20 protein-coding genes, 7 pseudogenes and 1 riboswitch are annotated in these 26,261 nt (G+C 39.8%); of the genes and pseudogenes, 9 read left to right on the forward strand and 18 right to left on the reverse strand.

Going from position 1 to position 26,261, the window contains the following annotated elements; translation table 11 throughout:
• Together thiT and MAQA_RS10355 are read right to left on the reverse strand one after the other, a co-directional pair.
• Nucleotides 1-562 (reverse strand): annotated as a pseudogene (gene thiT, locus MAQA_RS10350) (energy-coupled thiamine transporter ThiT).
• A gap of 72 nt (nucleotides 563-634) precedes the next feature.
• Nucleotides 635-737, reverse strand: a riboswitch (TPP riboswitch).
• 61 nt (nucleotides 738-798) lie between these two features.
• Complete coding sequence (locus MAQA_RS10355) at nucleotides 799-1,179, reverse strand: MmcQ/YjbR family DNA-binding protein (protein WP_036073668.1); 381 nt, start codon at nucleotides 1,177-1,179, stop codon at nucleotides 799-801.
• A gap of 100 nt (nucleotides 1,180-1,279) precedes the next feature.
• Between MAQA_RS10355 and MAQA_RS10360 the strand changes: the two genes are divergently transcribed.
• Entirely contained in the window at nucleotides 1,280-2,881 is a 1,602-nt protein-coding gene (locus MAQA_RS10360; protein ID WP_036073671.1) for an ABC-F family ATP-binding cassette domain-containing protein, read from the forward strand.
• A 34-nt stretch (nucleotides 2,882-2,915) separates the two neighbouring features.
• On the opposite strand, the gene MAQA_RS10365 is transcribed toward MAQA_RS10360, so the two are convergent.
• The 8 genes and pseudogenes from MAQA_RS10365 to MAQA_RS10400 form a co-directional block, all read right to left on the reverse strand.
• On the reverse strand, nucleotides 2,916-3,575 hold the full coding sequence (locus MAQA_RS10365) for a DUF4352 domain-containing protein (RefSeq protein ID WP_036073675.1): 660 nt from the start codon (nucleotides 3,573-3,575) through the stop codon (nucleotides 2,916-2,918).
• Nucleotides 3,576-3,631: 56 nt separating this feature from the next.
• A pseudogene (locus MAQA_RS10370) lies at nucleotides 3,632-4,964 on the reverse strand (dihydrolipoyl dehydrogenase family protein).
• A 96-nt stretch (nucleotides 4,965-5,060) separates the two neighbouring features.
• A pseudogene (locus MAQA_RS10375) lies at nucleotides 5,061-6,729 on the reverse strand (ribonuclease J).
• Between the two features lie 14 nt (nucleotides 6,730-6,743).
• Nucleotides 6,744-7,628: a 4-hydroxy-tetrahydrodipicolinate synthase gene (gene dapA, locus MAQA_RS10380; protein ID WP_036073677.1), complete on the reverse strand. Its 885-nt coding sequence runs from the start codon at nucleotides 7,626-7,628 to the stop codon at nucleotides 6,744-6,746.
• A 25-nt stretch (nucleotides 7,629-7,653) separates the two neighbouring features.
• Entirely contained in the window at nucleotides 7,654-8,865 is a 1,212-nt protein-coding gene (dapG, locus tag MAQA_RS10385) for an aspartate kinase (RefSeq protein ID WP_036073679.1), read from the reverse strand.
• A gap of 14 nt (nucleotides 8,866-8,879) precedes the next feature.
• Entirely contained in the window at nucleotides 8,880-9,923 is a 1,044-nt protein-coding gene (locus MAQA_RS10390; RefSeq protein WP_036073682.1) for an aspartate-semialdehyde dehydrogenase, read from the reverse strand.
• Nucleotides 9,924-10,060: 137 nt separating this feature from the next.
• Nucleotides 10,061-12,228: pseudogene (locus MAQA_RS10395) on the reverse strand (peptidoglycan D,D-transpeptidase FtsI family protein).
• A gap of 160 nt (nucleotides 12,229-12,388) precedes the next feature.
• Nucleotides 12,389-12,997: a superoxide dismutase gene (locus tag MAQA_RS10400; RefSeq protein ID WP_036073760.1), complete on the reverse strand. Its 609-nt coding sequence runs from the start codon at nucleotides 12,995-12,997 to the stop codon at nucleotides 12,389-12,391.
• A 312-nt stretch (nucleotides 12,998-13,309) separates the two neighbouring features.
• On the opposite strand from MAQA_RS10400, the gene MAQA_RS10405 reads away from it, so the two are divergent.
• From MAQA_RS10405 to MAQA_RS10425, 5 genes are all read left to right on the forward strand, one after another.
• On the forward strand, nucleotides 13,310-14,098 hold the full coding sequence (locus tag MAQA_RS10405) for a DUF1189 domain-containing protein (RefSeq protein WP_036073685.1): 789 nt from the start codon (nucleotides 13,310-13,312) through the stop codon (nucleotides 14,096-14,098).
• 146 nt (nucleotides 14,099-14,244) lie between these two features.
• On the forward strand, nucleotides 14,245-15,354 hold the full coding sequence (gene ispG / locus MAQA_RS10410; protein ID WP_036073687.1) for a flavodoxin-dependent (E)-4-hydroxy-3-methylbut-2-enyl-diphosphate synthase: 1,110 nt from the start codon (nucleotides 14,245-14,247) through the stop codon (nucleotides 15,352-15,354).
• A 100-nt stretch (nucleotides 15,355-15,454) separates the two neighbouring features.
• Nucleotides 15,455-16,150, forward strand: coding sequence for an AzlC family ABC transporter permease (locus MAQA_RS10415; RefSeq protein WP_036073689.1), 696 nt, complete (start codon nucleotides 15,455-15,457; stop codon nucleotides 16,148-16,150).
• Nucleotides 16,147-16,473, forward strand: a complete 327-nt coding sequence (locus MAQA_RS10420; protein ID WP_036073692.1) for an AzlD domain-containing protein — start codon at nucleotides 16,147-16,149, stop codon at nucleotides 16,471-16,473. The genes MAQA_RS10415 and MAQA_RS10420 overlap by 4 nt, the downstream gene beginning before the upstream one ends.
• Nucleotides 16,474-16,769: 296 nt before the next feature.
• Entirely contained in the window at nucleotides 16,770-17,033 is a 264-nt protein-coding gene (locus tag MAQA_RS10425; protein ID WP_052008571.1) for a hypothetical protein, read from the forward strand.
• A gap of 56 nt (nucleotides 17,034-17,089) precedes the next feature.
• Here MAQA_RS10425 and MAQA_RS10430 read toward each other — a convergent pair whose 3' ends face one another.
• Genes MAQA_RS10430 through MAQA_RS10440 form a run of 3 tightly spaced genes read right to left on the reverse strand, consistent with a single transcriptional unit; the run spans nucleotide 17,090 to nucleotide 19,137 of the window.
• Nucleotides 17,090-17,524 (reverse strand): Fur family transcriptional regulator, encoded by a 435-nt coding sequence (locus tag MAQA_RS10430; protein WP_036073694.1) that lies wholly within the window; start codon nucleotides 17,522-17,524, stop codon nucleotides 17,090-17,092.
• Nucleotides 17,505-18,383 carry a metal ABC transporter permease gene (locus MAQA_RS10435; protein ID WP_036073696.1) on the reverse strand — a complete coding sequence of 293 codons (879 nt, stop codon included), beginning with the start codon at nucleotides 18,381-18,383 and terminating at the stop codon, nucleotides 17,505-17,507. The genes MAQA_RS10430 and MAQA_RS10435 overlap by 20 nt, the downstream gene beginning before the upstream one ends.
• A complete protein-coding gene (locus tag MAQA_RS10440) occupies nucleotides 18,358-19,137 on the reverse strand; it encodes a metal ABC transporter ATP-binding protein (protein WP_036073697.1) in 780 nt (259 codons plus the stop codon). Before MAQA_RS10440 ends, MAQA_RS10435 begins: the two co-directional genes overlap by 26 nt.
• 154 nt (nucleotides 19,138-19,291) lie before the next feature.
• On the opposite strand from MAQA_RS10440, the gene MAQA_RS10445 reads away from it, so the two are divergent.
• Together MAQA_RS10445 and MAQA_RS10450 are read left to right on the forward strand one after the other, a co-directional pair.
• The gene (locus tag MAQA_RS10445) at nucleotides 19,292-19,570 is read left to right on the forward strand and encodes a hypothetical protein (protein ID WP_036073699.1); all 279 of its coding nucleotides are present in this window, start codon (nucleotides 19,292-19,294) and stop codon (nucleotides 19,568-19,570) included.
• A 37-nt stretch (nucleotides 19,571-19,607) separates the two neighbouring features.
• Entirely contained in the window at nucleotides 19,608-19,985 is a 378-nt protein-coding gene (locus MAQA_RS10450) for a hypothetical protein (RefSeq protein WP_036073700.1), read from the forward strand.
• Between the two features lie 43 nt (nucleotides 19,986-20,028).
• Here MAQA_RS10450 and MAQA_RS10455 read toward each other — a convergent pair whose 3' ends face one another.
• From MAQA_RS10455 to MAQA_RS10465, 3 genes and pseudogenes are all read right to left on the reverse strand, one after another.
• Entirely contained in the window at nucleotides 20,029-20,955 is a 927-nt protein-coding gene (locus tag MAQA_RS10455) for a manganese-dependent inorganic pyrophosphatase (protein WP_036073701.1), read from the reverse strand.
• 32 nt (nucleotides 20,956-20,987) lie between these two features.
• Nucleotides 20,988-21,881 carry a deoxyribonuclease IV gene (locus tag MAQA_RS10460; RefSeq protein ID WP_036073703.1) on the reverse strand — a complete coding sequence of 298 codons (894 nt, stop codon included), beginning with the start codon at nucleotides 21,879-21,881 and terminating at the stop codon, nucleotides 20,988-20,990.
• A gap of 2 nt (nucleotides 21,882-21,883) precedes the next feature.
• Nucleotides 21,884-23,202 (reverse strand): annotated as a pseudogene (locus tag MAQA_RS10465) (DEAD/DEAH box helicase).
• A gap of 149 nt (nucleotides 23,203-23,351) precedes the next feature.
• Here MAQA_RS10465 and MAQA_RS16455 point away from each other — a divergent pair.
• Nucleotides 23,352-24,350, forward strand: a pseudogene (locus tag MAQA_RS16455) (4-hydroxy-3-methylbut-2-enyl diphosphate reductase).
• 54 nt (nucleotides 24,351-24,404) lie between these two features.
• On the opposite strand, the gene MAQA_RS10475 reads toward MAQA_RS16455, so the two are convergent.
• Nucleotides 24,405-25,526: a Nif3-like dinuclear metal center hexameric protein gene (locus tag MAQA_RS10475; protein ID WP_036073705.1), complete on the reverse strand. Its 1,122-nt coding sequence runs from the start codon at nucleotides 25,524-25,526 to the stop codon at nucleotides 24,405-24,407.
• A pseudogene (locus tag MAQA_RS10480) lies at nucleotides 25,523-26,225 on the reverse strand (tRNA (adenine(22)-N(1))-methyltransferase). Before MAQA_RS10480 ends, MAQA_RS10475 begins: the two are co-directional and overlap by 4 nt.
• Between the last annotated feature and the right edge of the window lie 36 nt (nucleotides 26,226-26,261).

Here is a 26,261-nt window from a genome sequence, read left to right on the forward strand (position 1 = left end):
TTATTTAGGCAAAAAAAGTTGCGGTTTGATTTGGAGGATAATTGAGACAACAGCCCCTGCGACAAGGATCGTCGCTAAGCCACTTGCACCATTCATAACAAGTGAAAAGAGTTGAGCGCTCCAACCCTTAAATGCATAAGCGCCCCAAAAAAACAACCCCAGCAACATAGTGCCAAAAATAACGAGCTATGCCTCCAATAAACATGGAACTCCAAGCATAAAACTGAGCTTGCTTCATATTTTTTTGTTTAAGCGCTGCCTGGACATTTTTAGCAAATATTCCAGCAAAAGCAACAAAAGCAAAAGCGAGGATATATTCAATTAAGGCTTGGTTCCAAGTTAGAATATAGGCTTTTCCAGTTAAAAAATGGAGTAATCCCCAAAGTATGCCAGCGAAACCAGCTGCAAAAAAGCCGCGCCGCAAAGCAATCACATACATCGGAATCATTCCAAGCGAAATAGAGAAACTCGAGCCAAAATCAAGTGGAATGAAACTTAGCACCATTGCAATGGCTGCAAAAATAGCGCACTCAATCAAAACCAATAATCGTTTACTTACCATAAAAAATAAACTCCCTTCTTCTTTTGGTCAAAAACGTACCCCAGAAGAAAGCAGTTTTCCGAACTAACTAGAAAAGTGCAATCGCCACAATCCCTACGCTCGTTTTAACGAACAGGTTCAAAGGGTCAGAGTCTCGAAGACTCAATCTCAGCTAGAAGCTCCCCCTGTGGTAACGTTTATGTAGTTTGAACAAATTTATTATAAGGTGAATGCCCCAGAAAGTAAAGTTCTTTCAGCTAGAAACTGCGAATTTCGGCTTGTTTCTTTTTGGAAAGTTTCGATAAAACAAGCTGATAACTATTTGTTAAAATGGCTTTCTCTAATTCAAAATCGATCTGTTGATCTTGTGTTGTCACCACTGAAATCCAGTGTGTTTTATTGAGATGATACCCTGGAATAATTGCTTTATATTCTTCACGAAGACGCTCCGCTTTATCAGGTTCACATTTCGCACTCACAAGCAATTGCCCTTCTTTGTAGTGAATGAGCGCAAACATTTTTTCGCCGACGCGCATCACATGGAAATTCTCTCCAAATGGAAATGTTTCCACTGCGCCTTTTAACGTTAAACAAAAATCGATACGTTTCTTTAGGTTAAATGGGTCTTTTTCTAACATAGCCATTCCCCCTTACTTTCCCATTTTAACATGAGAAAAACTTTATTTACAATTCAGAGCATGTTATGATAAGAGTAATGTGCTTTTTAGGAGGAAAAAAATGTTAACTGTTAGTAACGTTGGACTACGCTATGGCGATAAAAAATTATTTGAAGATGTTTCCATTAAATTTACACCCGGCAACTGCTATGGCTTAATCGGAGCAAATGGCGCTGGTAAATCTACATTTTTAAAAGTGCTTTCTGGGGAAGTAGATTCACAGTCTGGAAGTGTGCATATCACACCCGGTGAGCGACTTGCCGTTTTACAACAAGATCATTTCCAGTATGATGATGAACTCGTTTTAAATACTGTGATTATGGGACACAAAAAGCTTTATGACATTATGACCGAGAAAAACGCTATTTATATGAAACCTGATTTTAGTGATGAAGACGGAATTCGGGCTGCAGAGCTTGAAGGCGAATTTGGTGAACTTGGCGGTTGGGAAGCAGAAGCAGATGCAGCCGTTTTACTAAAAGGGTTAGGTATCTCGCAAGATTTACATGATAAATACATGAAAGACTTAACCGGAAGTGAAAAAGTCAAGGTTTTACTTGCACAAGCGCTTTTCGGAAAGCCTGATATTTTGCTCCTAGATGAACCGACCAACCACTTAGATATCCGTGCGATTCACTGGCTCGAAGAATTTCTCATCAACTTTGAAAACACCGTTATCGTCGTTTCTCATGATCGTCACTTCTTAAACAAAGTTTGTACACATATTGCCGATCTCGATTTCAGCAAAATTCAATTATACGTCGGAAACTATGATTTCTGGTACGAATCAAGTCAATTAGCGCAACAAATGATGGGCGATCGAAACAAGAAAAAAGAAGAAAAAATCAAAGAATTGCAAGACTTCATTGCGCGGTTTAGTGCCAATGCCTCTAAATCGAAACAAGCGACAAGTCGGAAGAAAATGCTCGATAAAATCACGCTAGAGGATATTCAACCTTCTAGCAGACGTTATCCTTTTATCCAGTTTAAGCCTGACCGAGAAGTTGGCAACGATTTATTAACGGTTGAAAATCTGACTAAAGAAATTGATGGCGTAAAAGTGCTCGATAATCTATCCTTTACCATTAACCGCAACGATAAAGTTGCTCTTGTCGGAGACGATGAAGTCGCAAAAACGACTCTTCTTCAAATTTTAGCGGGTGAGATGGAACCTGATTCTGGATCATTCCGTTGGGGTGTCACAACGAGCCAAAGCTATTTCCCGAAAGATAACTCAGAGTTCTTTGAAGACAACAACTTAAACCTCGTTGAGTGGTTACGCCAGTATTCTCCACAAGATGATTCCGAAGCTTTCTTACGTGGTTTCTTAGGGCGCATGCTCTTTAGTGGAGACGAAGTGCTCAAAAAAGTCAAAGTTTTATCTGGTGGCGAAAAAGTTCGCTGTATGCTTTCTAAAATGATGCTTTCTGGCTCTAATGTCCTTCTACTAGATGAACCGACGAACCACTTAGATTTAGAGTCTATCACAGCTTTGAATAATGGATTAGTAGCCTTTGATGGGGCGATGATTTTTTCAAGTCACGATCACCAATTATTGCAAAGTATCGCAACGCGTATCATCAACCTTTCAAAAGAAAACTTTTATAATAAAGAAATTAGTTATGATGGCTACCTAGCAGAAGTGCTAGACGTCGCAGAATGAAAAAGAATCCGCTCAAGCTCTTGAGCGGATTCTTTTATTTTGTTAATTTGATTGTGCCTGTTTCGGTTTTAACGGGATCAGAATCTGATCCAAAATAGCTAAGCCAAGAAAGCGCGACCGAATGAATGGAAGATACAAATTTTAGCTTTTCTAACGGAAAAACAAGCGTTCCTTCGATGGTTTTCCCTGCTTCAACCGTACTCGCATCAAATTCTGAAAGTAGCACATCCCCACCATCAACTTCTATGTTAGAAGCTTTCAATGTTCCTTGATTTGGGTAAGTCGTAAGCTTTTCTTTCCCATTGTTTTTTATAGATAGCTTAACGGAAATACTTCCCGGCATTTCTTTTTGTTCCATCGTAGAGTAAACTGGCTTTTTCTCCACCTTGATCGTTTTAACTAGCAGGTCAATATTATTTTCAGTGGTTTTATGATTTACTTGATACGTTTTTGCTTCTTGTGTTCCAGGTTCAGTAGTTGATTTTCCTGCCGAATAATTTAAAACTTTATTATTCACATCATCTAACTGTTTAAAGTGAAAGAACACGCCGACAATCGATGCGATCATGAGTATCATCCCCGCACCGACTAAAATCGCACCCACTTTTCTTTGTTTCGGGAAAAACAAGATAACAAGCCCAATCACAAACAAAATGAAGGCTAAGATGCCGCCTAAAATAATCCATAGTAACATGTAAAATACTCCTTCTTCTTGCTAATAATTGGTTTAATCATACCATTTGTCACAAGTTAGCGCAATGAAGGTAAGTCCGATGCTTGGGATGGGTAAGCAAAAATAACTGAGTCAAGATCTGCAAGCGTTAGTCCCGCTTTCATTAAAAGGACAACATAATTGATCATGACATCTGCTTCTTCATTGATAAAAGACGCGCCAACAATTTTTTTCTGTGCCTTTTTCGGTTATAATTTTCGCATGACTGAGATATTCATTAGTTCTTCGGTACGTATACCAGTTTTTCATATCTATTTCATTCACATGATAGCCGTCTTTTTCTTGCATCGCTTCTCTTGCCGTCAAACCGATTTCAGCAAGCTTGGGACTCGAAAAGACAACGCTTGGAATTGCAGGATAATGAATCTCTTGTTTCTTGCCCAAAATATACGAAACTGCAAAGTCAGCTTCAAAACTATCTACTGGTGTAAGCGGAAGACCAGGAGTTATAGCAACATCTCCCACCGCTAGAACATGGGGGATAGCTTCAAGCGATTGATTCACAATAATACCGTGCCGGTTCGTCTTAATCCCTGCTTTTTCAAGATTAAGCCGCTCAATATTTGGCTTCCGGCCAGCCGTTGCAAAAACAGCGTCCACTTCAAGCGTCAAGTTTGCCGCAGAAAGCAATATCCCTGACTCTTTTCGCGTAAGTCGCTCCACATCGGTATCAAAGTGAAAATGAACACCATCTGATTTAAGTGAACTGACAAGCATCGCCACGTGATCCTCATCAAATCCTTTTAGCGGGCGGCTATTGTGATGAATCAAATGCACTTCACTTCCAGCCGCATGAGCAATCGCAGCAAATTCAAAAGCAATATACCCGCCTCCAACAAAGGCAATCCGTTTTGGCAACGTTTCTAAGTCCAAAAAATCGTCACTTGTGAGAAAAATTTCGTTTCCTTCAATGTCTGGAATACTTGGTCGTGCTCCAGTTGCGATAATAATATCCTCAGCAGCTAACGTATCCGCATCAACCTGCACCGTGTGAGCATCCAAAAAAGCAGCACTCCCCTTAAACGTCTCAATTTTTGCTTCTTGAAAACCCTCTAAGCGACTTTCTGGAACTGGCTCAACAAAGCTTCTCTTAAAATCTTGCAAATCTTTCCAATCTATTTCCGCAACTTGTTTAATTCCTTTTCCACGTAACCGCTCCGAAAAATTATGAGCTTCCATCGCACCTGCAAGCACCTTTTTAGGATCGCATCCACGAAGCACACATGTGCCACCCCATTCACGCTCTTCAATAATAGCTACTTTTTTGCCTGCTTCATTGAGTGCATAAGCGGCTGACGTGCCACTCACGCCACTTCCGATTACAATTGCATCAAACCGATAATCCATGATTTTCATCCTCTCTCTTTGTCTTCTATCCCTTTTCCCGGATTTCGCTGGATAAAAACAAAGAAGTTTTGAGTTAGCTAAAAAGCTAACTCAAAACTTCTAGACTTCCATAATAATCGGCAAAATCATCGGACGTCGCTTCGTTTGTTCAAACAAGAAACGATTCAGTTGATCTCGAATATCTTGCTTCAATTTCGACCATTCAAACTCGCTATCCTGCAAGTTTTTATCCACGATTTTACTTACTAGTTTTTGCGAATCTTCAATTAAGCGTTCCGACTCACGAACGTAGACAAAACCTCGAGAAATCATCTCTGGACCTGAAATGATTTTTTTGCTACGACGACTCAGCGTGACAACAACAATGAAAATACCATCTTCTGAAAGAAGCTTACGGTCTCTTAATACAATATTTCCAACGTCACCAACGCCCAGTCCATCAATCAGCGTGTTCCCCGCATAAACACGGTTCCCAACCGACATTCTTCCCGCTTTATACTCGACAACTTCTCCTTTTCCAACCACAAAAACATTGGATTTTGGAATACCAACACTATGGGCCAATTTGGCATGAGCAATTAGCATCCGGTATTCTCCGTGAACGGGCACAAAATAAGTGGGCTTCAATAAGTTAAGCAAAAGTTTTAAGTCATCTTGGCTTGCATGTCCAGAAACAAACAAGTCACGGCTCATCGTAAGCACGCGCGCACCAGCACGGTATAACATATCAATCGTTTTTGCCATCATCGTTTCTAAAGAAGGACTTGGTGTTGTTGTGATGTAAACTGTATCTCCTGCTTTAATGTTGACTTTCGGATGGTTTCCTTTTGTCATTAGTTGAAGCGACTGAATAGGTTCCCCAAGATTTCCTGTTTCGATGATCGTAATTTCATCGTCAGGATATTTTTTCATTTCTTTGAATGGAATAATCAAATCATCTTCCATTTTCAGTTTATCTAAGCTGCTTGTGATCTCGACGACGCGTTCCAGTTCTTTTCCGACAATCACAACCTTACGCTTCGTTGCTGCAGATGCATCTAAGACTTGCTGCAAACGAATGACATTGGATGCCACACATGCAACAATAATCCGTCCTTCAGCCGTTCGAAATGCATGGCGAACCTCTGCTTCAATCTCGCTATCACTTGACGTTGTCCCAGGATGTTCAGCCTCCGAGCTATCCGATAATAGCGCTAAAACCCCGGATTCCCCAATATCAGCAATGGCACTAAGACTTGTTTCATAACCTTCATTTGCAGACTGATCAAATTTAAAATCACCTGAATAAACAATGGAACCCTCACTCGTTGCTACAACAATTCCAACAGAGTCTGGAATGGTATGAGTCGTCCGGAAAAATTGGATGTTCACTTTATTAAATTTGATCACACTTTTTTCATCAATTACATGGAAATTTTTTAAACCGCACTTTTCGGTATTCCTTTACAGAATTCTTAGCAAGCGCAATGGTCAATTCAGTTCCATAAACGGGAGCCTTTACCTTTTGAAGCAAATAGGGTAAAGCTCCTATAGCATCTTCATGTCCATGAGAAAGAATAATTGCTTTCACGCGATCTTTGTTTTCTTCTAAATATTTGAAATCAGGAATAACAACGTCGATGCCTAGAAGTTCATCTTCTGGAAACATCAGTCCCGCATCTAAGACAAAAATTTCATCGTCAACTTCGACGACATACATATTTTTCCCGCTTTCATCTACCCCGCCAAGCGGAATAATTTTAATCTGTTTCGCTTTTTTTAGTGGCAAAGCGTAAACCTCCTTTAGCTTTTTTGCGACTCTTCATAAATCGCTTTGAGTTTCTTGCCTTGTTCCTCGTCTAAATCAACCAGTGGCAAACGAACATGACCAACATCAACGCCCATATCATTCAATAAAAATTTCGTCGGAGCAGGGTTTGGTGAACTGAATAAACCACGCATTAGTGGAAGCAGTCTTCTATGAATTTCTGCTGCTTTCTTCACTTCCCCATTCTCGTAAGCTTCAATCATTTCTTTAGTTTCATTTCCAGAAACGTGGCTTAGTACAGATACCACACCTCGGCCACCAACCGATAAAATAGGTAAGGTCAAGCTATCGTCCCCACTATAAACTGTGAAGTCATCCGCTGTTTCTTCAATGATTTGCGAGATATTTTCTAAATTCCCACTGGATTCTTTTACCGAGACAATATTTTCTAATTTTGAAAGTGCAATAATGGTTTCCGGTTCAATATTCACAACAGAACGCCCAGGAATATTATAAATCATAATAGGTAGCGGACTATTTTCTGCTACCGCTTTAAAATGTTCATAAATCCCACGCTGATTTGGTTTATTGTAATAAGGGGTCACAACAAGTGCTGCATCATAACCACCTAAATCCGCTACTTCCTTTGTAAAACGAATCGTTTCTGCTGTATTATTGGATCCCGTTCCAGCGATTAATTTTGCTCGTCCTTCATTTGCTTTAACTACTTCCGTCATTAACTTGATTTTTTCGTCGTGTGACAAAGTAGGCGATTCCCCTGTTGTTCCTGAAACAACTAATCCATCTGACCCGGTTTCAATCAAATGATTGACTAGCCGGTGGATCCTTTTACGACAAACAACATCTTTTTCTGGATGGATGGGCGTCACCATGGCTGTAATCACTTTTCCAAAATCCATATCTATTCCCTCCTGATTTCGCATTTTAGTCTATTTCTAAACAAAAAGTATCATGTAAAGCATTGACTGCTTGAATTAAATCTTCTTCGCTAATCAGTACCCAAATTGTTGTATGACTATCGGCCGACTGCAAAATTTGAATCCCCCGTGCTGCTAACGCACTAACAATTTTGGCCGTGACACCTGGAACACCAGTAATACCTGCCCCAACAATTGACACTTTTGCGCAGTGTTCTGTAACAAAAACCGAAAACCCTTGGTCTTCAAGAAGTGCAACCGTTTGTTTCATTTTTTCTTCCGGAACAGTAAAAGCAATATTTTTAGTTCCTATACTGATAAAATCGAGGCTAATTCCATGTTCTGCTAAAAGGTTAAAAGCTTCTTGTTGCTTATCAGTCGATTCCACTCGTACATTTATCTGGGTTAAATTAGTCACATGAGCGATCCCTGTAACGAGGCGTTCTTTGATGTCAAAATGACTTTCTTCATTTGAAAGTGACGTAACAAGCGTTCCTTCCCCGTCTAAATAAGTAGAACGAATCCGCATCGGAATTTTTGCTGTCATCGCAATTTCAACAGCACGCGGATGAATGACTTTCGCCCCTTGGTAAGCCATGTTACTGACCTCCGCATAACTGACACGTGGAAGGCTACGCGCATGTTCAACAATGCGCGGATCAGCTGTCATCATTCCATCTACATCGGTAAAAATATCCACGAAATCTGCTTGTAGCGCAACACCAAGAGCGGCTGCCGAAGTATCACTTCCCCCGCGACCAAGTGTTGTTATATCTCCCTGTTCATCCACACCCTGAAAACCTGCTACAACGACAACATCTACTTGATCAAAAGCAGCAAGAATTCGTTTCGGGTCCACTTCGAGAATTTTCGCATTTAAGTGCTCACTTGTCGTAAAAATTCCTGCTTGACCACCAGAAAAGCCAACAGAATTTATCCCTGCTTCTTTCAGCATATTGGTAAATACCGCGCAAGAAATCGTCTCTCCAACAGAAAGAAGCACATCCTCTTCGCGACTAGAAAGTTTCGTTTCCTTAGCGCCGATCAATTCAAGTAGTGTATCAGTTGCGTAAGGATCCCCAAGTCGACCAATAGCTGAAACAACGACCACTACTTTATAACCAGATTCTGTCGCACGCTTAATGTGGCGAAAAGCCATTTTTCGTGTTTCTTCACTTTGGACGGAAGTTCCGCCAAATTTTTGCACGATCAAATTCATTTTTAAGAACACCTCTAAATAATTTCTAATTTCACAAGACTTTCAGCAATTTGAATGGAATTCCAGGCAGCTCCTTTTAGCAGATTATCCGATACAATCCACATATGAAATCCCTTAGGATCATCAAGATCATTTCTTACCCGTCCTACGAATACCTCTTTTTTATTTTCTGCTAAAGTAGCCTGCGGATAAACTTGATTGGCTGGATCATCTTCCAAAACAACTCCTGGCGCATTTTTTAAAGCTTCTTGAATAGCCTTAGCAGAAACACCTGGTTCTTCCACTTCGATATAAACAGATTCTGAGTGTCCTGTTACAACAGGGATACGAACACAAGTAGCGGCTACTTTAATAGCATCATCTTCCATGATTTTTCGCGTTTCATTGATCATTTTCATTTCTTCATATGTATAATCATTATCTGTAAACACGTCAATCTGAGGAAGTGCATTAAAGGCAATTTGATAATGTCTTTTATCCCCCTTAACAGGTAAATACTGCGGTGTGAAATTTTCGCCATTTAAAACTGCACGCGATTGATCTTTTAGTTCCCGAATCGCGGAAACACCCGATCCTGAAACAGCTTGATAAGTAGAAACAATAACGCGATTCAACCCAAATTTTTTACGTATAGGTTCAAGCGCAGTGACCATCTGCATGGTCGAACAGTTCGGATTAGCAATAATGCCCTCATGCCCCTTAAGAGCCTCTTCATTCACCTCTGGCACAACGAGTGGGACATCTGGATCCATCCGAAAGGCACTCGTATTATCAATTACAATAGCACCTCTTTTTACCGCTTCTTTCGCAAGCGCTTTAGAAACCGTTCCTCCCGCACTGAAAAGCGCAATATCTACACCCAAGAAACTTTCAGGTTTAGCTTCTTCAATTGTGATTTCTTCCCCGCGAAAAGTTTTTTTCTTGCCCGCTGAACGAGCTGACGAAAGAAAAGAAACTTTTCCAATTTCAAACGAAGTAACTTCTTCTAATAATTTGACCATTTGTGTTCCAACTGCTCCTGTCGCTCCAACAACTGCTACATGATAGTTTTTTGCCATGATCTATTTCCTCCTCCTTGGGAAAAGTGATTCGTTCACTTTAAACTCTTCTTATCATACCATAAAAGCTCTTGCTTCGCAGTTCTTTTAGTATGTCATTCAAAAAAGAATCTTGTCCATCATGGACAAGATTCTTTTTACTTCTCAGTTTGTTTAGATTGCGCTTCACGCGCTTGCGCTACATTATTAACTGGTTGATCCACATGGGAGGTTTCTTTCTTTTGTTCCGCACGTTGTTTTTTGAGTTCAAAATATTTATCAAACACTTCTTTTGCAATGCTCATATTAATTTTCGAATCACTGTATCCATTGCGATATTCCCAAGGCACAACAACAGCAATCGAAATTTCAGGTTTTTTAACAGGTGCATAACCAACAAAAGTCGTATTCCAAACATCAGCCATGTTATTTCCTTCTTTTGGTCCATCATAGAACGCTTGGGCAGTACCTGTTTTCCCAGCTACATCGTAATCAGAAGAAGTAAAAACTGTACGAGCCGTTCCGCTAGAACCATGTGTAACTGCATAAAAGCCCTTTTGCACTGTCTCAATATCAGATTCTGACACACCTAATCGGTTCATAACTTTTGGCTGTGTGCTCGTCGCAAGTGACCCTACCGTATCCCCGCTTGTACTTGGATTGCGAATTTCTTTTAACATCGTCGGAGCAATTCGCGATCCACCATTCGCAATGACAGATGAATATTGTGCGAGTTGGAGAGGAGTATAAGAATCATATTGTCCGATAGCAAAGTCGAGAATTTTACCAGCAGTATCGTCAGAACCTTTATATCCAATTTGTTCCCCAGGTAAATCAATCCCCGTTTGGACACCCAGCCCAAATTGATTATAGTAATAACGCATCTTATCAAAAGTAGATAACGGTGCCCGAAGCGGTCCATCATAGACATATTTTGCTCCAGCCATTTTCATGGAAACTTGGTACATATACGAGTTTGATGAAATTTCAAGAGCTCCTACTGGACTCAGTGTACGCGTACCTTCTCCATTTCGGTTAAACCAAGAACTTTTCGCTTTTGTTCCCTTAAATTTAATCGGTTTATCTGTAAAATAAGTATTCTTTGTTATCGCATCGCTCATAATACCACCAAGGACGGTTGCCCCTTTGACGGCAGAACCCATATTATAAGCCGTTGTAAAACTACCTAGTGAATAATCTTCAAATGACCCATCACTATTTAGCTTTTGCCCAGCAAGAGAAAGAACTTCGCCACTATATGGATCCATCGCAACCACAAAAGCACGATCTAATAAGTCGGAACCACTCGATGCCTTCCCTTTTTTGATATTATTTCGAAGAATTTCTTCTACAGCCCGCTGAAAGTCCACATCTACAGATAAAACAAGATCTTTACCTTTGGAACCTTCATTTTTCTGTACAGTTTCAATGATATTTCCTTGCGCATCCATCACACTTTCAGACTGGGATTTTTGCCCGGCTAAAATGCTTTGATACTCAGATTCAAGATAGCTTTTCCCGACGCGGTCATTTCGACTATACCCTTGCGATAAATAGTACTCAGCTTTTTCTTTTGGTAGACCTTCCTTGGCAGAAGAAACCGAGCCAAGAATAGAACGAAGCGTTTCATCGTATGTGTAAAAACGATTCCAGTCTGTTGTTGTATCGACACCAGGTAATTTTTCTAAATTCTCACTTACACGGGCAATTTCTTCATCAGTAACGTCTTTACCTTTGACGATCGATTCTGTCATTGCATAGCCACTAGTCATTTTTTTTATATATTGTAGCGATTCGTTTATCATCGACTGATAAATCAGCTAAATCCTTTTTGGTTACATCTTCCACTTGTTTCTTGTACATCGCAGAAGAATCCAAGTTCTGCTCTTTTGCAGAGAGACGTTTAAGTGACTCTTTTTCATGCGTCAAAATCCAGTAATCTTGCAAGTCCCGTTCTGTTAACTTTTCAGGTTCTACTTTAATCATTTTATCGAGCTTTTTAGCAACCTGTAAAATTTCAGATGTTTTCGTTTTCTCACTGCGTGTGTATGTGATCGTTTTTACAGCAGTATTTCCCACTAAGAGATTATAATTTCGATCGAAAATAACGCCACGAGGTACGTTTTTTGAAACCGTAACATTATCTGTTTCTTCGAGTTGCCGCTTATACGTATCACCTTGAACAATTTGGACAATTCCAAGTCGCAAAATTAAAACAGAAAACAAAATGAAGATAACAAAAAATAAAATATTGAGACGGAGTGGAATCACGGCACGTTTTTTTCTTTTTGATTGGATCTTTCTTTTTTCTAAAATTCAGTTTCACGTATCACAAACCCTCTCTTTGTTTAATGCCTCTTCCTATTGTATCTGAAAACCATCAACTTTTCCACTTTATCCAAATAAGAATTTCATTAAAAAAAGTAAAAGAAAACCACAAGAGAGGAGTTTCATCCTCTCTTGTGGTTTTCTAAAAGTTTTATGGATTATTTAGCAGCTTCAAAACGACGCGCTACTTCATCCCAGTTTACAACATTCCAAAACGTATCGATGTATTCAGGACGACGATTTTGGAATTTCAAGTAGTAAGCATGTTCCCAAACGTCAAGACCAAGAACTGGTGTATAACCTTCAGTAAGTGGAGAATCTTGATTTGGTAAGCTGATGATTTCTAGTTTGCCATCTTTCAAAACAAGCCAAGCCCAGCCTGATCCAAAACGAGCTGCAGCTGCAGCCGCAAATTTTTCTTTAAATGCATCAAAACTTCCGAAAGTGCTGTCGATCGCTTCTTTCAAAGCGCCAGCAGGTTCTCCGCCGCCATTTGGACTTAAGATCGTCCAGAATAAGCTGTGGTTTGCATGACCCCCACCATTATTACGAACCGCTGTACGGATACTTTCAGGAACGCTGTTTAAATCAGCTACAAGATCTTCTACTGATTTACTTGCTAGTTCCGGATAATCTTTCACCGCATCATTTAATTTTGTTACATAAGTATTGTGATGTTTCGTATAATGGATTTCCATTGTTTCTTTGTCAAAATTTGGTTCAAGCGCATCATACGTATAAGGTAGTTTTGGTAATTCGTATGCCACTGTCAATTCCTCCTCGAAAATAAATTTGATTGTCGCAAGCGAAACTAAGACTGTATCTATTGGCTCAGCACATACATCCATAGTACTAATCATGAACATATAAAAAAGCCTTTTCTAGTCCCATCGTTTACACCTTTTAGCCTAACACGATTATACAACTGTTGCAATTTTTCTGCTTCTAGCAATTTCTCTTTGCTTTTAAGCAAAATTCAAGCTATCATTAAGAACAGACAAGGTTGAGATTCGCTATGCGTTATTCTCTTCCCTCTTCAAAAATTTTCAAACAAATATTGTGAGGTGCTGACTACGAAAATGAATATCTTTAAGCGTTTTTGGAGAAGTATTTATTCCCCGAAAGATATTGCAACCTTCCGAAAAGATAAAATAAGCAAGAGCATAACTTATCTTATCGTGCTTGGTTTTCTTGCCTTTTTACCACTCGCTTACTACACGACGACAACGACACAAAATGTGCTTAAGCTGAGCAAAGAATCCTTGCAAAATCAAATCCCAGATTTTAATGTGCAAGACGGGAAATTAGTAACGAAAGATCAAACAGCAGACAATCTTCCAATTTCAATTGATGAAGGAAGCTTACATATTTATTATGATGCAAGCGGAACTCTTGATAAAGATGATATAGATAATAAAATTGGCTCTTATGAAAGTGCTTTTGCCTTTTTATCAAATGGTGTCTACATCACTGCTGGCGGTTTCTCTCAGTCCTTTAGCTATAAAACGCTTGGAATCTCCGACAAAGATGATCTTTTAGAGATGTATGCTTCCGTTACAGATGTGACTAAATATGTGATTCCTTTAATTCTGCTTGTTTTATTCATTATTATGCTTGGAATGCTGTTCTTCCGCGTTGCCATATATGGTCTATTTGGCTACATCTTGACTGGATTTGGACGTGGCGGCGTGAGCTACCGAGAAAACTGGATGATCGCAACTTATGGCATCACGCTCGCAACAGTCTTCAGCATGGTTATGGAATGGTTGCAAATTCAAGTGCCATTTGGAATGGAAATCAATATGGCCGTTAGCTTGATTGTTATTTTCCTTGCGATTCGAACGATTCCACAAAATAAACCTGAATAAAAGTTAAAGATGTCTCTACTAAATTAGAGGCATCTTCTTTTCTTAGAAAAATTTAATCTAAGAGTTAGTGCTTTCCCTTAAAAAAAAGTGATATGATACTAAGGAAAACAAATTCTGAATAGTGAATGTAAAAGGAGAGAATTTCCTTGAACGAGAGAACCTTAAGAACTGAAACTCGCCCAGTTAAAGTTGGTAACTTAACGATTGGCGGGAGCAATGAATTATTTATTCAAAGTATGGCAACAACGAAAACACATGATGTCGAAGCTACGGTCGCTGAGATTTTGAGACTGGAAGAAGCAGGTTGTCAAATTGTTCGTGTGGCTTGTCCAGATGAACGCGCGGCAAATGCCTTAAGTGATATAAAGAAACGAATCCATATTCCGCTTGTGGCAGATATTCATTTTGATTACCGGCTTGCTCTAAAAGCCATTGATGCTGGTGTGGACAAAATCAGGATTAATCCTGGAAACATCGGCCGTCGTGAACGCGTAGAAAAAGTTGTGAATGCGGCTAAAGCAAAAGGAATTCCCATTCGTATTGGGGTTAACGCTGGAAGCCTTGAAAAGAAAATCATTCAAAAGTATGGCTATCCGACTGCTGATGGTATGGTAGAAAGTGCACTCCATCATATCAAAATTTTGGAAGACTTGGATTTCCATGATATTATCGTTTCACTTAAAGCTTCTGATGTTAACTTAGCTATCGAAGCCTATGATAAAGCAAGTCGAGCATTTAATTACCCACTTCATCTTGGCATAACAGAATCAGGGACACAATTTGCTGGTGGAATTAAAAGCGCTGCAGGTCTTGGAGCAATTTTAAGCCGCGGGATTGGGAATACCCTCCGTGTCTCGCTTAGTGCTGATCCAGTTGAAGAAGTAAAAGTAGCACGTGAACTACTAAAATCATTTGGCTTATCTTCCAATGCAGCAACGCTAATCTCTTGTCCCACTTGCGGTCGAATTGAAATTGATTTGATCAGCATTGCAAATGAAGTAGAAGAATACATTTCAAGCATTAAGGCGCCAATTAAAGTAGCCGTACTGGGATGTGCTGTAAACGGTCCCGGAGAAGCTCGTGAAGCAGATATTGGTATTGCTGGAGCTCGCGGAGAAGGTTTGCTTTTCCGGCATGGAAAGATCGTTCGAAAAGTCCCTGAGGAAATTATGGTTGACGAACTTAAGAAGGAAATTGATATTTTAGCTGAAGAATATTTTGCTAAAAAGGCTGCTGAAGAACAAGCAGCTAATTAAATTCACTGTAGCCAAAACGAAACAGATCGCAGCCGCGATCTGTTTTTTCTTGCCAATTTATGGTACGATTAGCAAAAAATAAAAAAAGGAGAATGAAAAGATGGATCAACAGCAAAACTTTCTCGCCGGAGTAAAGGCATGCCTGCCGACTGTTCTTGGCTATGCTGGTATTGGTATCGCGGCTGGAGTTGTCGGAAAAGCCTCACAACTTTCTATTCTTGAAGTCACACTACTTGCCGCACTCGTTTATGCTGGCGCTGCTCAGTTCATTATTTGCGGCATGCTCGTTCTCCATACTCCCATTTCTGCCATTGTCTTGACCGCTTTTCTAATTAATTCACGTCACTTTTTGATGAGCATGGCGACAGCACCGAGTTTCAAAAAAGATTCCTTGTTACATAACCTCGGCATCGGAGCACTTTTAACGGATGAATCTTTTGCTGTCGCGATGAATAAAATAAGTCGAAGTGATCAAATATCTGCTTCCTGGATGCACGGTTTAAATTTAACGGCCTATCTTACCTGGATTTTAGCTTGCTTCGTTGGTGCAGTTCTTGGTGCTTTTTTACCAAACCCAGAAAGTTTTGGTCTGGATTTCGCTTTAACTGCTATGTTTATTGGCCTGCTCTACTTGCAGCTGATAAGCGACAAATCCAAAAAGATACGCCATGCACTACTAGTCATGGCGAGTGTCGCTCTTCTTGTCGTCTTATTTATGCGCTATTTAAGCCCCGAACTGGCTGTTTTACTCGCCACCCTCATCGGGTGCTTGATTGGAGTGGTGACTGAAAAATGATGATTCATGAATATACACTTTTAGCGATTCTTGGCTCTGCCCTTGTCACACTCATTCCACGTGTCTTACCGTTTCTTTTAGTCAGGAAAATGGAACTGCCAGAGTTCTTACTACGTTACTTGTCCTATGTTCCGCTTGCCATTTTGACGGCCCTCTTTATACAGAGCTTATTACAAAAAGAAGCCGGACAATTTCCAAGCGTCAAATTGTTGCCATTCCTTGCTTCCCTGCCAACAATTTTAACGGCTATTTTGACCAAAAGTTTGATCGCGATTGTCATTGTTGGCGTTATTTCAATGGCTGTTCTTCGACTTATTGTATAATATCCTCATTAGCTTACACTATTGTAAGTTAAAAGTGACAAAAATGTCATTTTCTATTCCGAGTAGTATGATAAACTGTATTATGTATTCTTTTTTGAATACAGCTAGTTTATCAAGAAAATACATCTTAGAAAGAGGTTAAAATCGTCATGAATTATGCAACTAACATCAAAAAACTATTTTTTTTATTCTTTTTTTACCATTTTACTATCGATAGCTTTTAAGCTCAACAACATTTGCACCTAAAGCTAATGCAATGAACTACAAAGGAAATCCAAAAGTAGCTTTTCACACAGATGCTAATACTTACTCAAAAAAAAGCGACAACTATTGATGTAATAGGAAAATCACCAAACTCAGTTGGAGTTGCTGTTGAACTTCACAAAAAAGGCGATCCTAAATTTTATCGTCGAATTGATATTAATCGTGCTGGTAATTATAAAGTTTCTTTTAGCTTACGAGGTTTGAAGTCTGGACTTTATGATGTGAAAGTTATTGGCGGGTGGGCACATATGGTATATAGAGCTGAACTACAACATTATTTAAAGGTAATTCGATAAATTTAATTCTTAGTGTTTACTCAATTCAAATGAAAACAGCGTAAAGCGAGTCTGCTTTACGCTGTTTTTTCTTTAGCTAAACAATCCGGGCATTTCCCGTAGATCTCAAATTTGTGCCCATCAATTTCATAATCAGGCAGTGCGTCCGTTAGAAAATCCATCGGACACAACATAATTTCTTTCGTCTTCCCACAGCTTAAACAAATAAAATGATGATGGTGATGATCATGAGAACAAGCTAAACGGAAATTTCGCTCTCCTGAAAGCTCTGTTTCTTCAAAAATGCCAAGTTCAACAAAAAGTGCCAAGTTGCGATAAATCGTATCAAAACTAATTCCTGGAAAATCATCTTTCATATTTTCCTGAACTTCTTTTGCTGTTAAATACCGATTTTTCCGTACAAACAACTCAATCAAAAATTCTCGCTTGTCGGTATGCTTGTATCCGGAATTTTTCATTTTATCCAAAGCTTCATTCACTGATAATGCCATTTTCCTCACCTCGTTTAGAAAGTATCCACTTGATTCGGATTTTTTGATAAATCATCGTCAGGATCAAAATTAAAACCGAAAGAATAACAATTGTTCCGCCTGGCGCTAAATTCAGATAATAAGCACTGATTAAACCGCCTAAAACTGCAATTTCGCCAAAAATAACCGCAATAATGATCGTTTGTTTAAACCCACGAGCAATTCGAATAGCTGCTGCAACGGGCAATGTCATTAGCGAAGAAACCAGTAAAATGCCGACGATTCGCATTGAACTAGCGATGACGAGTGCCACTAAAACCATAAAAATCATATCAAATACTTTAGCGCGAATGCCGGATACCTTGGCATATTCTTCATCAAAAGAAAGTAAAAACAATTCTTTATAGAGCAGTAAAATGACGACAAAAACGAAAATCGCAATCCCTGCAATCGTCCACATATCCGAACGGCTGACGGCACTAACACTTCCAAATAAGTAGCTAAACAAATCCGTGTTGAAACCATTTGCCATAGAAATAAAAATGACTGAAAATCCCATTCCCGTAGACATAATGATCGGAATCGCTAGCTCTTCAAAGTGACGATAGACGGACCGGAGTTTTTCCATTAAAAGAGATCCACCCGTTGCAAACCCGAAGCCTAAATAAAGCGGATTAAGCCCTGCAAGCGGCCCGTATGTCTTACTTAAAAACAAACTGACGGCAATTCCAGCAAGACTGACATGACTTAAAGCATCGGCCATGAGCGAAAGCCTTCGAACAACGATAAAACTGCCAAGTAGCGGTGCAACTACCCCGATAACAAGCCCAACAATAAACGTATTCCGGATAAAATCATACTGAAAGAGAGTGGCAATCACAGTGCGTCCCCTCCTGTTCCGTATAATTATTTCCGGTCACTTCCATTTCCAGGTCCTCAAGATAAAGCCCATAATCACGTGCCGACCCGTCGAACAAAACTTTTTGATTCAAGCTTACGACATGATCCACATACTGGCTTACTGCTAAAAGATCATGTGTCACTAAAAGGAGCGTCATCCCTTCTTCGAGATTGAGCTTCCTAAGTAGCTCATAAAAAGACTGAACATTCCGCGCATCCACACCTACAGTAGGTTCATCTAAAATAAGTAGTTCAGGTTTACTCACAAGGGAACGTGCGATAAAAACTCGTTGCTGCTGTCCTCCTGAAAGCTCCCCGATATTACGATTTAAAAACGCCGTCATCGAAACCTTCTCAAGTGCTTCGTAAATCTCGCGTTGATCTTGTTTATTTAACAATGAAAACAACCCTTTTTTCTTAGTTAATCCGCTAGCTACAATTTCTTTCACAGTTGCAGGAAATGCGGAGTTAAAAGAATTGGCTTTTTGTGAAACAAAACCGATTTTTTCCCGCTCTTTGAACTCACTACTGTCTTCTCCAAAAAGCGAAATCGTCCCCTTCTGGATTTTGAGTAAACCCAGAATTAATTTCAATAAAGTAGACTTTCCGGAACCATTTGGTCCGATCAGCCCTGTGAAACTTCCCTTTTCAATATCCATCGAAATTCCTTCTAAAACCTCTTCTCGGTCATAATGAAAAGATAAGTTTGAAACCTGCAGTACCGCTTCTTTCAATTTGTTCCACTCCTTTAATGCCTTGCTCGCATTTTACATTATAGCGGACTTTTGGTAAAATGTAAATCGAAATCATTTCGATTAAGAGGAAATGTGATTAAACTTTCTTAATTGAGGGAATAACCTTGACAGGAAGGAGAGGAAGACTTTACATATGCAAATCATTTGGATGTTTTTAACTTATTTGGCAATGCTTGCCTTCCATCTTGTTGCAGAATGGCTACCTCTTAATGGAATGACAGCAAATGCAGTAAATAAGGAATATCAAGCTTCACTCTTACCAGCTGATTTCGGATTTATCATCTGGGGAGTGATTTGCCTAGCTCTATTTATCAGCATGATAAGCGTTGCAAGTGGAAAAACTCAAGTCAGTCCAAGATGGGTTCCCACCTTTATCACTAGTAATTTTTTTAAGTATTTTCTTCACGATTAGTTGGCACTACAATTGGATTTTTCTTTCAGTTATCCTTTTGTTTCTTTGGCTTATAGCGATTTATCGTTTATATCAAGAATTAGATTGGCGAAAAAAATGGGTTCGTTTCCCAATTTCTCTTTATTTGGGGGGACTTTCCGTTTCCTTATTGATCGTTTTTGATATTTACTTAGCGAAGATTCATGCCGAAATGGGAAATGCTTTCCCTATTCTTCTTTTACTAATTGGATTTTTAGCTGCTTTTACATTGCGTTACCGGGAACAAAATTTGACCTATCCACTTGCTGTCATTTGGCTTTACGTGAGTATCTTTTTCGGGCAACTAAGAGAAAATACTGGAATCGCTTATCTCGCAGTCCTTCTAGCTATCCTATTAGTTTGCACATATTTTTTCAGACGACCAAGAGTAAAATAAAAAAGAAAAGGCCCGCAGAAACTTCCTGCAAAGCCTTTTCTTTTTATTTGGTAAAAATTTCAGTAAGAACAGGAACGACTTGTTTTTTTCGAGAAACAACGCCAAGAAGCGGTGCTTTATGATCAACAAGCGTTACATGATAAGCTTGTTCGACAGCTTGTGTTTTTTCACCATAAGCAATGCCAACAGAATCATTTGTTAAGATATTTGTTACAACAAAAAGATAAAGATCGAGACCTTTGTCTGCGGTGGTTTTTGTAATAACTGGCTCTACTTCCTCCATGCGAGAAAGCACATCATTTTCGTCTACCACATTGATTTGAGCGATCTCTACTTTTGCACCGCCCATTTCGAATTCTTTAGCGTCAAGTAAAAGTTCAGCTACTGTTTTAGTGCTAACATCCGCTCCAGCACGAAGCATAGCCATACCATACTCTTCAAGGTTAAGCCCCGCAATAACAGCCAGTTCATCGGCTGCTTTTTTGTCTTCTTCCGTACATGTCGGCGATTTAAACAGCAAAGTATCGGAAATAATTGCCGAAACCATTAGTTGTGCTGTTACTTTCGGAATAGCGATTCCTTTTTCATGGAATAATTTTGTAAGAATGGTTGCTGTACAGCCAACTGGTTCAGCTCTATAGTAAAGCGGATCGGCTGTTTCAAAATTTGCAATCCGGTGATGATCAACAACGCTATGTACCGTTACATTCGCAATGTCATCTACACTTTGTTGAGCTTCATTGTGGTCAACAAGGCAAACCGTGCTCACTTCATTCGAAACTGTTTCTACAAGCCGAGGGGCTGATACAGAAGCTTCAGCTAATACAAAAGCTGTTTCTGAGTTTATTTCGCCAAGCCGAACAGCTTCAACTTCTTTACCTTCTGCTTTTTTAAGTTCACTGAATGCAATTGCTGAACAAATCGCATCAGTATCCGGGTTTTTATGCCCAAAAACTAACATTTTTTCCATATTTCCTCTCTCCTTTAACCTCTACTAGTTTATCATTGCGCAAGAATTTTCGAAAGTAGTTCGGGATCAAAAGTCCCATCTCGCAACATCGCAATTTCAAATTTATAAGGCGGCTTCTTATTTTTCTTGTCTTCACCTACATATGGAGTTTCCAAAATCTTAGGCCGATCCATCAATTGCGGATGGTGTACGACATAGTGAAGTGCATCAAAACCAATATACCCAAAGCCAATATTGGCATGACGGTCTTTATGCGCTGCGCGTTCATTTTTACTATCATTGATATGAAGTACTTTTAAGCGATCCAGCCCAATGATTTTATCAAATTCATTAAGGACACCATCAAAATCGTTGACAATATCATATCCAGCATCATGTACGTGACAAGTATCAAACGTAACCGATAAAAGTTCGTTATGCGTGACGCCTTCAATAATTTGTGCTAACTCCTCAAAAGTCCTGCCGATTTCAGTTCCTTTACCTGCCATAGTTTCAAGAGCAATTTGGACATCATGCTTTGGATCAAGTGCTTCATTTAAACCTTTAATGATTTGTTTAATCCCCGCATCAACCCCTTCTCCAACATGCGCTCCGGGATGAAGCACAATTTGTTTGGCTGAAAGCGCAGCTGTTCGCTCAATTTCTTGCTGTAAAAAATTCACGCCCAGTTCGTAAGTTTCTGGTTTAACAGTATTCCCAATGTTGATAATATAAGGAGCGTGCACGACAATATCGTCCATATTGTTTTCTTTCATATGGGCAAGTCCTGCATCAATATTTAGTTCATCAATCGGTTTACGCCGCGTGTTTTGCGGCGCTCCCGTATATATCATGAAAGTGTTGGCTTCATAAGAAAGCGCCTCTTCACTTGCCCCGAGTAACATTTTCTTACCGCTCATGGATACATGCGAACCAATTCTCAACATAATTATTTTTTCCCCCGATTCTTTTTCCGATTTTCGCGCCGTTTGATCTCTGCCATTTTATAATTGATTTTCTTTTTATAACCTGGCTTACGCTTTTGTTGTGCTTTTTTCCGCATTCCAATTTCACGTGGATCAGCGGACTCACGTTTTGCCTCACGTTTCGCACGTTTATTTCGGTCAAAGGTTTCAACAAATTCTCCTTGTTTCAGTTCCATGTGTTTAAATGTGATACCACGCTTTTCAAGTTGATTAAGTTGATCCTCATCACGAGATTCAAAAATAGTAAGGGCAATCCCACTATGTCCAGCTCTTCCAGTTCGACCAGTCCGGTGAATATAAAAATCATTATCTTCTGGAAGCTCAAAGTTAATGACATGGCTAATGCCTTGTACGTCGATTCCGCGTGCCACTAAATCTGTTGCCACGATATACTGAAAATCCATATTTTCAATTTGTTTCATTGCTCGTTTCCGTTCACGAGGTGGCACATCCCCATGTACTTTTGCTACTTTAAGTCCTTCACCCACAAGATACTCGTGAATTTGATCTGCCGTTTGCTTCGTGTTCGCAAATACAATCGCAAGAAACGGCTGGAAAGTTAAAAGAGACTCCTTTAGCAACTCGAGCTTGTTCCGACTTTTAAGTGGAAGCAGCCAGTGTTCAATAGTTTGTGCAGAAACCGCTTCTGGCGCGATATGCTCAAAGCGAGGATTCTCCATGTATTTTTTTCAAAAAAAGGTTTTAATTTTTCGGGTATAGTCGCTGAAAAAACTAACATTTGCAAATTAGGAGGCATTTTCCCAGCAATTTGGTCGACATCATTTAAAAAGCCCATATCAAGTGTCATATCTGCTTCATCAATCACAAGAATTTCAGCAGTATAGACAAAAAGTGCTTTTTCACGAATCATATCATTGATCCGTCCAGGAGTTCCAACAATAATTTGGGGTTGATTTTTAAGCTTTTCGATTGTACGCTGCTTATCCGTTCCCCCAATTAAAAGTTGCGCCGAAATTTCATCCGGACTATGTTTCGTGATTTTTTTGATTTCATGATAAATTTGACTCGCAAGCTCACGACTAGGTGCTGTAATAACTGCAAAAACACCTTCTCTTTTGGGATCAAGTTTTTCTAAGATCGGTAGCAAAAATGTGTGTGTTTTTCCTGTTCCTGTTTTAGACTGTCCGATAATGCTTTCTCCACGCAAAACTCCTGGAATCAGCTTTTGTTGGACAGGGGTTGGCTCATAAAACCCAAGCGAGTTAATCGCTGTATTGATAAAAGGCTTAAAACCAAACTGGTCGAACCTTGTTTTTTTCATAAATTCACTTCACTCCGTTTCAGTTTCTTGTGCCATTATACCACTCCCAGGCGTTTCCTGCGACAAAAAACGAGAAAATCTAGCCAAAAAGTCATTTCTCTTATATAATGAAAATTGTAAACTGCCTACTTAGGAGGAAAAGAACACGGATGGAGATTATTAAAATCAGCCCGCGTGGCTATTGTTATGGCGTTGTTGATGCAATGGTGATTGCTAAAAACGCTTCGCTTGATCCAAATTTACCAAGACCCATTCATATTTTAGGAATGATTGTTCATAATAAACACGTAACCGATGCGTTTGAAGAAATCGGAATTCATACCTTGATGGGGAAAACCGAGAGGAAATTCTTGAACAAATTGATACTGGTACCGTCATTTTTACGGCGCATGGTATTTCACCACGGGTTAAAGAACTTGCAAAAGAAAAAGGGCTTGTAACGATTGATGCTACTTGTCCAGATGTCATGCGGACTTATGATTTAATTTTAGAAAAAAAAAGCAGCTGGCTTTCAAATTATTTATATCGGTAAAAAAGGACATCCTGAGCCTGAAGGAGCATACGGGACCGCGCCAGATGTTGTCCATCTCGTTGAAACGACCGCAGACATTGATGCCTTGCAATTTTCAGCGCAAGATAAAATTTTTGTCACCAATCAAACGACAATGAGTCAATGGGATGTACTTGATTTGATGGATTACATTCATGAGCGCTATCCGCAAGCGGAGAATCATAAAGAAATTTGCATGGCTACACAAGTCCGCCAAGAAGCGGTTGCTGAACAAGCAAAAGGCGCTGATTTAACAATCGTAGTTGGCGATCCACGGAGTAATAATACGAACCGATTAGCACAAGTATCAGAAGAAAAGGCTGGTGTTAAGGCATACCGCGTGGCAGATGTCACAGAAATCGAACTAGACTGGCTGAAAAATGCTCAGAAAGTGGCCATCACAGCTGGCGCGAGTACACCAACGCAAGTAATCCGTGAAGTTCTCATTTTTCTCGATCAATTCGATCCTGCCGATAAAAGCACTTGGGAAAAACATCATGAACTCAATGCCGATTCCATTTTACCACGAGCTAAAAAGAAAAATATGGAAGAAAAACGACGTGCTCGCCTTGAACATTTAAAAAATGGCGGCCGTTAGTTAATACCCAAAAAGGCGCTTTCCTAGTTAGTAGGAAAGCGCCTTTTCATTTGTTTATAAAAAAGTAAACGGATCTGTATTTTTCTCAGACACAACAAGTTCAACTTCGATACCTTGTTCCTTAGAACGTTCTTCAAATTCAGCCTTCAAATAACTTTTCATAACTTTTTCAATGTTATGCCCAGCATCAATAGTTGGTAGCCCAATCGCAAGCAAGTCATGACCAGTGTGATAATAAATGTCCCCTGTGATTAGCACATCTGCACCGCTTCGTTTCGCGTCGTGAATGAATTTATTTCCATCTCCACCAAGCACCGCCACTTTTTTCACTTTTGTTTCTGGATCCCCAATCAGTCGGAGATGTTCGATTGATAAAACGCCCTTCACAATGTCAACAAAGACTTCAAGCGGCATCTCTTTTGCGAGAGTGCCAACTCGTCCAAGTCCCTCTACATGTTTCAGTCCTTCAAGTGGATATAAATCAATAGCCGGTTCCTCATACGGATGAGCCGCCTTTACTGCCTTAACAGCTTGGAGCGCCAAATCTTCCGTGATAATCGCTTCAAGCCGAACTTCGTCGACATGTGCGAGCTCACCTTTCTTGCCTATTGTTGGGCTTGCTTTTTCACTGGGCTTGAATTTCCCTGTTCCCATCACTTCAAAGCTACACGACTCATACTCTGTCCCGATTTGACCAGCTCCGTTATTCATCAAAACTTGACGAACTGTTTCACACGATTCTTTTGGCACAAAAACAACGACTTTCAAGTATTTCTCAACATGCGTCGGTACAATAACCTCCGTCTCTTTTAATTCGAGCAAATTGGCTAATATATCATTAACGCCACCTTTTGCAATATCTAAATTCGTATGGGCTGCATAAACAATAATGTCATGTTTGATTAGTTTGCGAATCATCCGTCCTTGTGCAGTTTCCATATCAATTTTATGTACAGGACGGAATAAGAATGGGTGATGCGCGATGATCATATCCACTCCTTGCTCGATAGCTTCTTCCACAACATCTTCAAGCACATCTAACGTAAACATAATCTTGCGTACCTTTTTTGAAAGATCGCCTAGCTGTAAGCCAGTAGGGTCACTTTCCATCGCCAATTTTCTTGGGACAATTTTTTCAAGCATCGCTACAAATTCATGACCATTTGCCGTTTTCATTTCAACACATCCTCTACTCGTTTTATTTGAGCGTGAAGTTCCGCAAGTTTCGCTTCATTTTCCAAAGTCTTTCCTTGCTTTTCAATGTTTTCCGTGATTTTCTTCCAAGTGTCTCGTTCATGTTGCCATTTAGTACGGAATATGGCATTTTTTTTCTTTTAATAACAAGGGGCCAAAAAACAATTCATCTTCTGAATAATCCACAGGCTCATTCGAACGCTCTAATACTAAAATTTCATAGATTTTATGATCTTCTTCAATTATCTCTTCTGCTGTAATCTGAAATTGCTCACGCGCACCCCACTCGCGTATCCTCTTTGCAGCAATGTTCGGCTGCAAAATTAATCGCTTAACACGGGCGAGCTTCCTTTTGCCATTTTCTAAAATATTGGCAATAAGGGGTCCGCCCATTCCCGCGACCACAACCGTATCCACTTCGTCAGACGGCTCTAGCACTTCAAGCCCGTCTCCTTTTCTAACAGAAATTTGAGCAAGAAGTCCAGTTTTTTCTACTTGATCTTGCGCTGATCGAAATGGACCATCCGCGATTTCGCCTGCAATAGCAAAACTCGCAAAACCTTTAAGGACAGCATAACATGGTAAATAAGCATGGTCACTGCCAATATCCGCAATTCGACTTTGGGGTTCAATAAAGTGCGCTACTTTTTCCAAGCGTTTCGACAATTTTTGTTCGTTCATATAGTCACCTCAAGCATCTTTATCTTTAGCAAACGC

It is taken from the genome of Listeria aquatica FSL S10-1188 (genome assembly GCF_000525795.1).
Taxonomy (GTDB): Bacteria; Bacillota; Bacilli; order Lactobacillales; family Listeriaceae; genus Listeria; species Listeria aquatica.

What these genes read in the sequence shown, in the direction of transcription:
- MAQA_RS10360 (WP_036073671.1), top strand. Translation starts at nt 1,280, where the DNA reads ATGTTAACTGTTAGTAACGTTGGACTACGCTATGGCGATAAAAAATTA.
- dapG (WP_036073679.1), bottom strand. Translation starts at nt 8,865, where the DNA reads ATGAATTTGATCGTGCAAAAATTTGGCGGAACTTCCGTCCAAAGTGAA.
- MAQA_RS10415 (WP_036073689.1), top strand. Translation starts at nt 15,455, where the DNA reads ATGGATCAACAGCAAAACTTTCTCGCCGGAGTAAAGGCATGCCTGCCG.
- dapA (WP_036073677.1), bottom strand. Translation starts at nt 7,628, where the DNA reads ATGGATTTTGGAAAAGTGATTACAGCCATGGTGACGCCCATCCATCCA.
- MAQA_RS10455 (WP_036073701.1), bottom strand. Translation starts at nt 20,955, where the DNA reads ATGGAAAAAATGTTAGTTTTTGGGCATAAAAACCCGGATACTGATGCG.
- MAQA_RS10425 (WP_052008571.1), top strand. Translation starts at nt 16,770, where the DNA reads ATGCTAATACTTACTCAAAAAAAAGCGACAACTATTGATGTAATAGGA.
- MAQA_RS10420 (WP_036073692.1), top strand. Translation starts at nt 16,147, where the DNA reads ATGATGATTCATGAATATACACTTTTAGCGATTCTTGGCTCTGCCCTT.
- MAQA_RS10355 (WP_036073668.1), bottom strand. Translation starts at nt 1,179, where the DNA reads ATGTTAGAAAAAGACCCATTTAACCTAAAGAAACGTATCGATTTTTGT.
- MAQA_RS10445 (WP_036073699.1), top strand. Translation starts at nt 19,292, where the DNA reads ATGCAAATCATTTGGATGTTTTTAACTTATTTGGCAATGCTTGCCTTC.
- MAQA_RS10475 (WP_036073705.1), bottom strand. Translation starts at nt 25,526, where the DNA reads ATGAAAACGGCAAATGGTCATGAATTTGTAGCGATGCTTGAAAAAATT.
- MAQA_RS10430 (WP_036073694.1), bottom strand. Translation starts at nt 17,524, where the DNA reads ATGGCATTATCAGTGAATGAAGCTTTGGATAAAATGAAAAATTCCGGA.
- MAQA_RS10460 (WP_036073703.1), bottom strand. Translation starts at nt 21,881, where the DNA reads ATGTTGAGAATTGGTTCGCATGTATCCATGAGCGGTAAGAAAATGTTA.
- MAQA_RS10365 (WP_036073675.1), bottom strand. Translation starts at nt 3,575, where the DNA reads ATGTTACTATGGATTATTTTAGGCGGCATCTTAGCCTTCATTTTGTTT.
- MAQA_RS10405 (WP_036073685.1), top strand. Translation starts at nt 13,310, where the DNA reads ATGAATATCTTTAAGCGTTTTTGGAGAAGTATTTATTCCCCGAAAGAT.
- MAQA_RS10390 (WP_036073682.1), bottom strand. Translation starts at nt 9,923, where the DNA reads ATGGCAAAAAACTATCATGTAGCAGTTGTTGGAGCGACAGGAGCAGTT.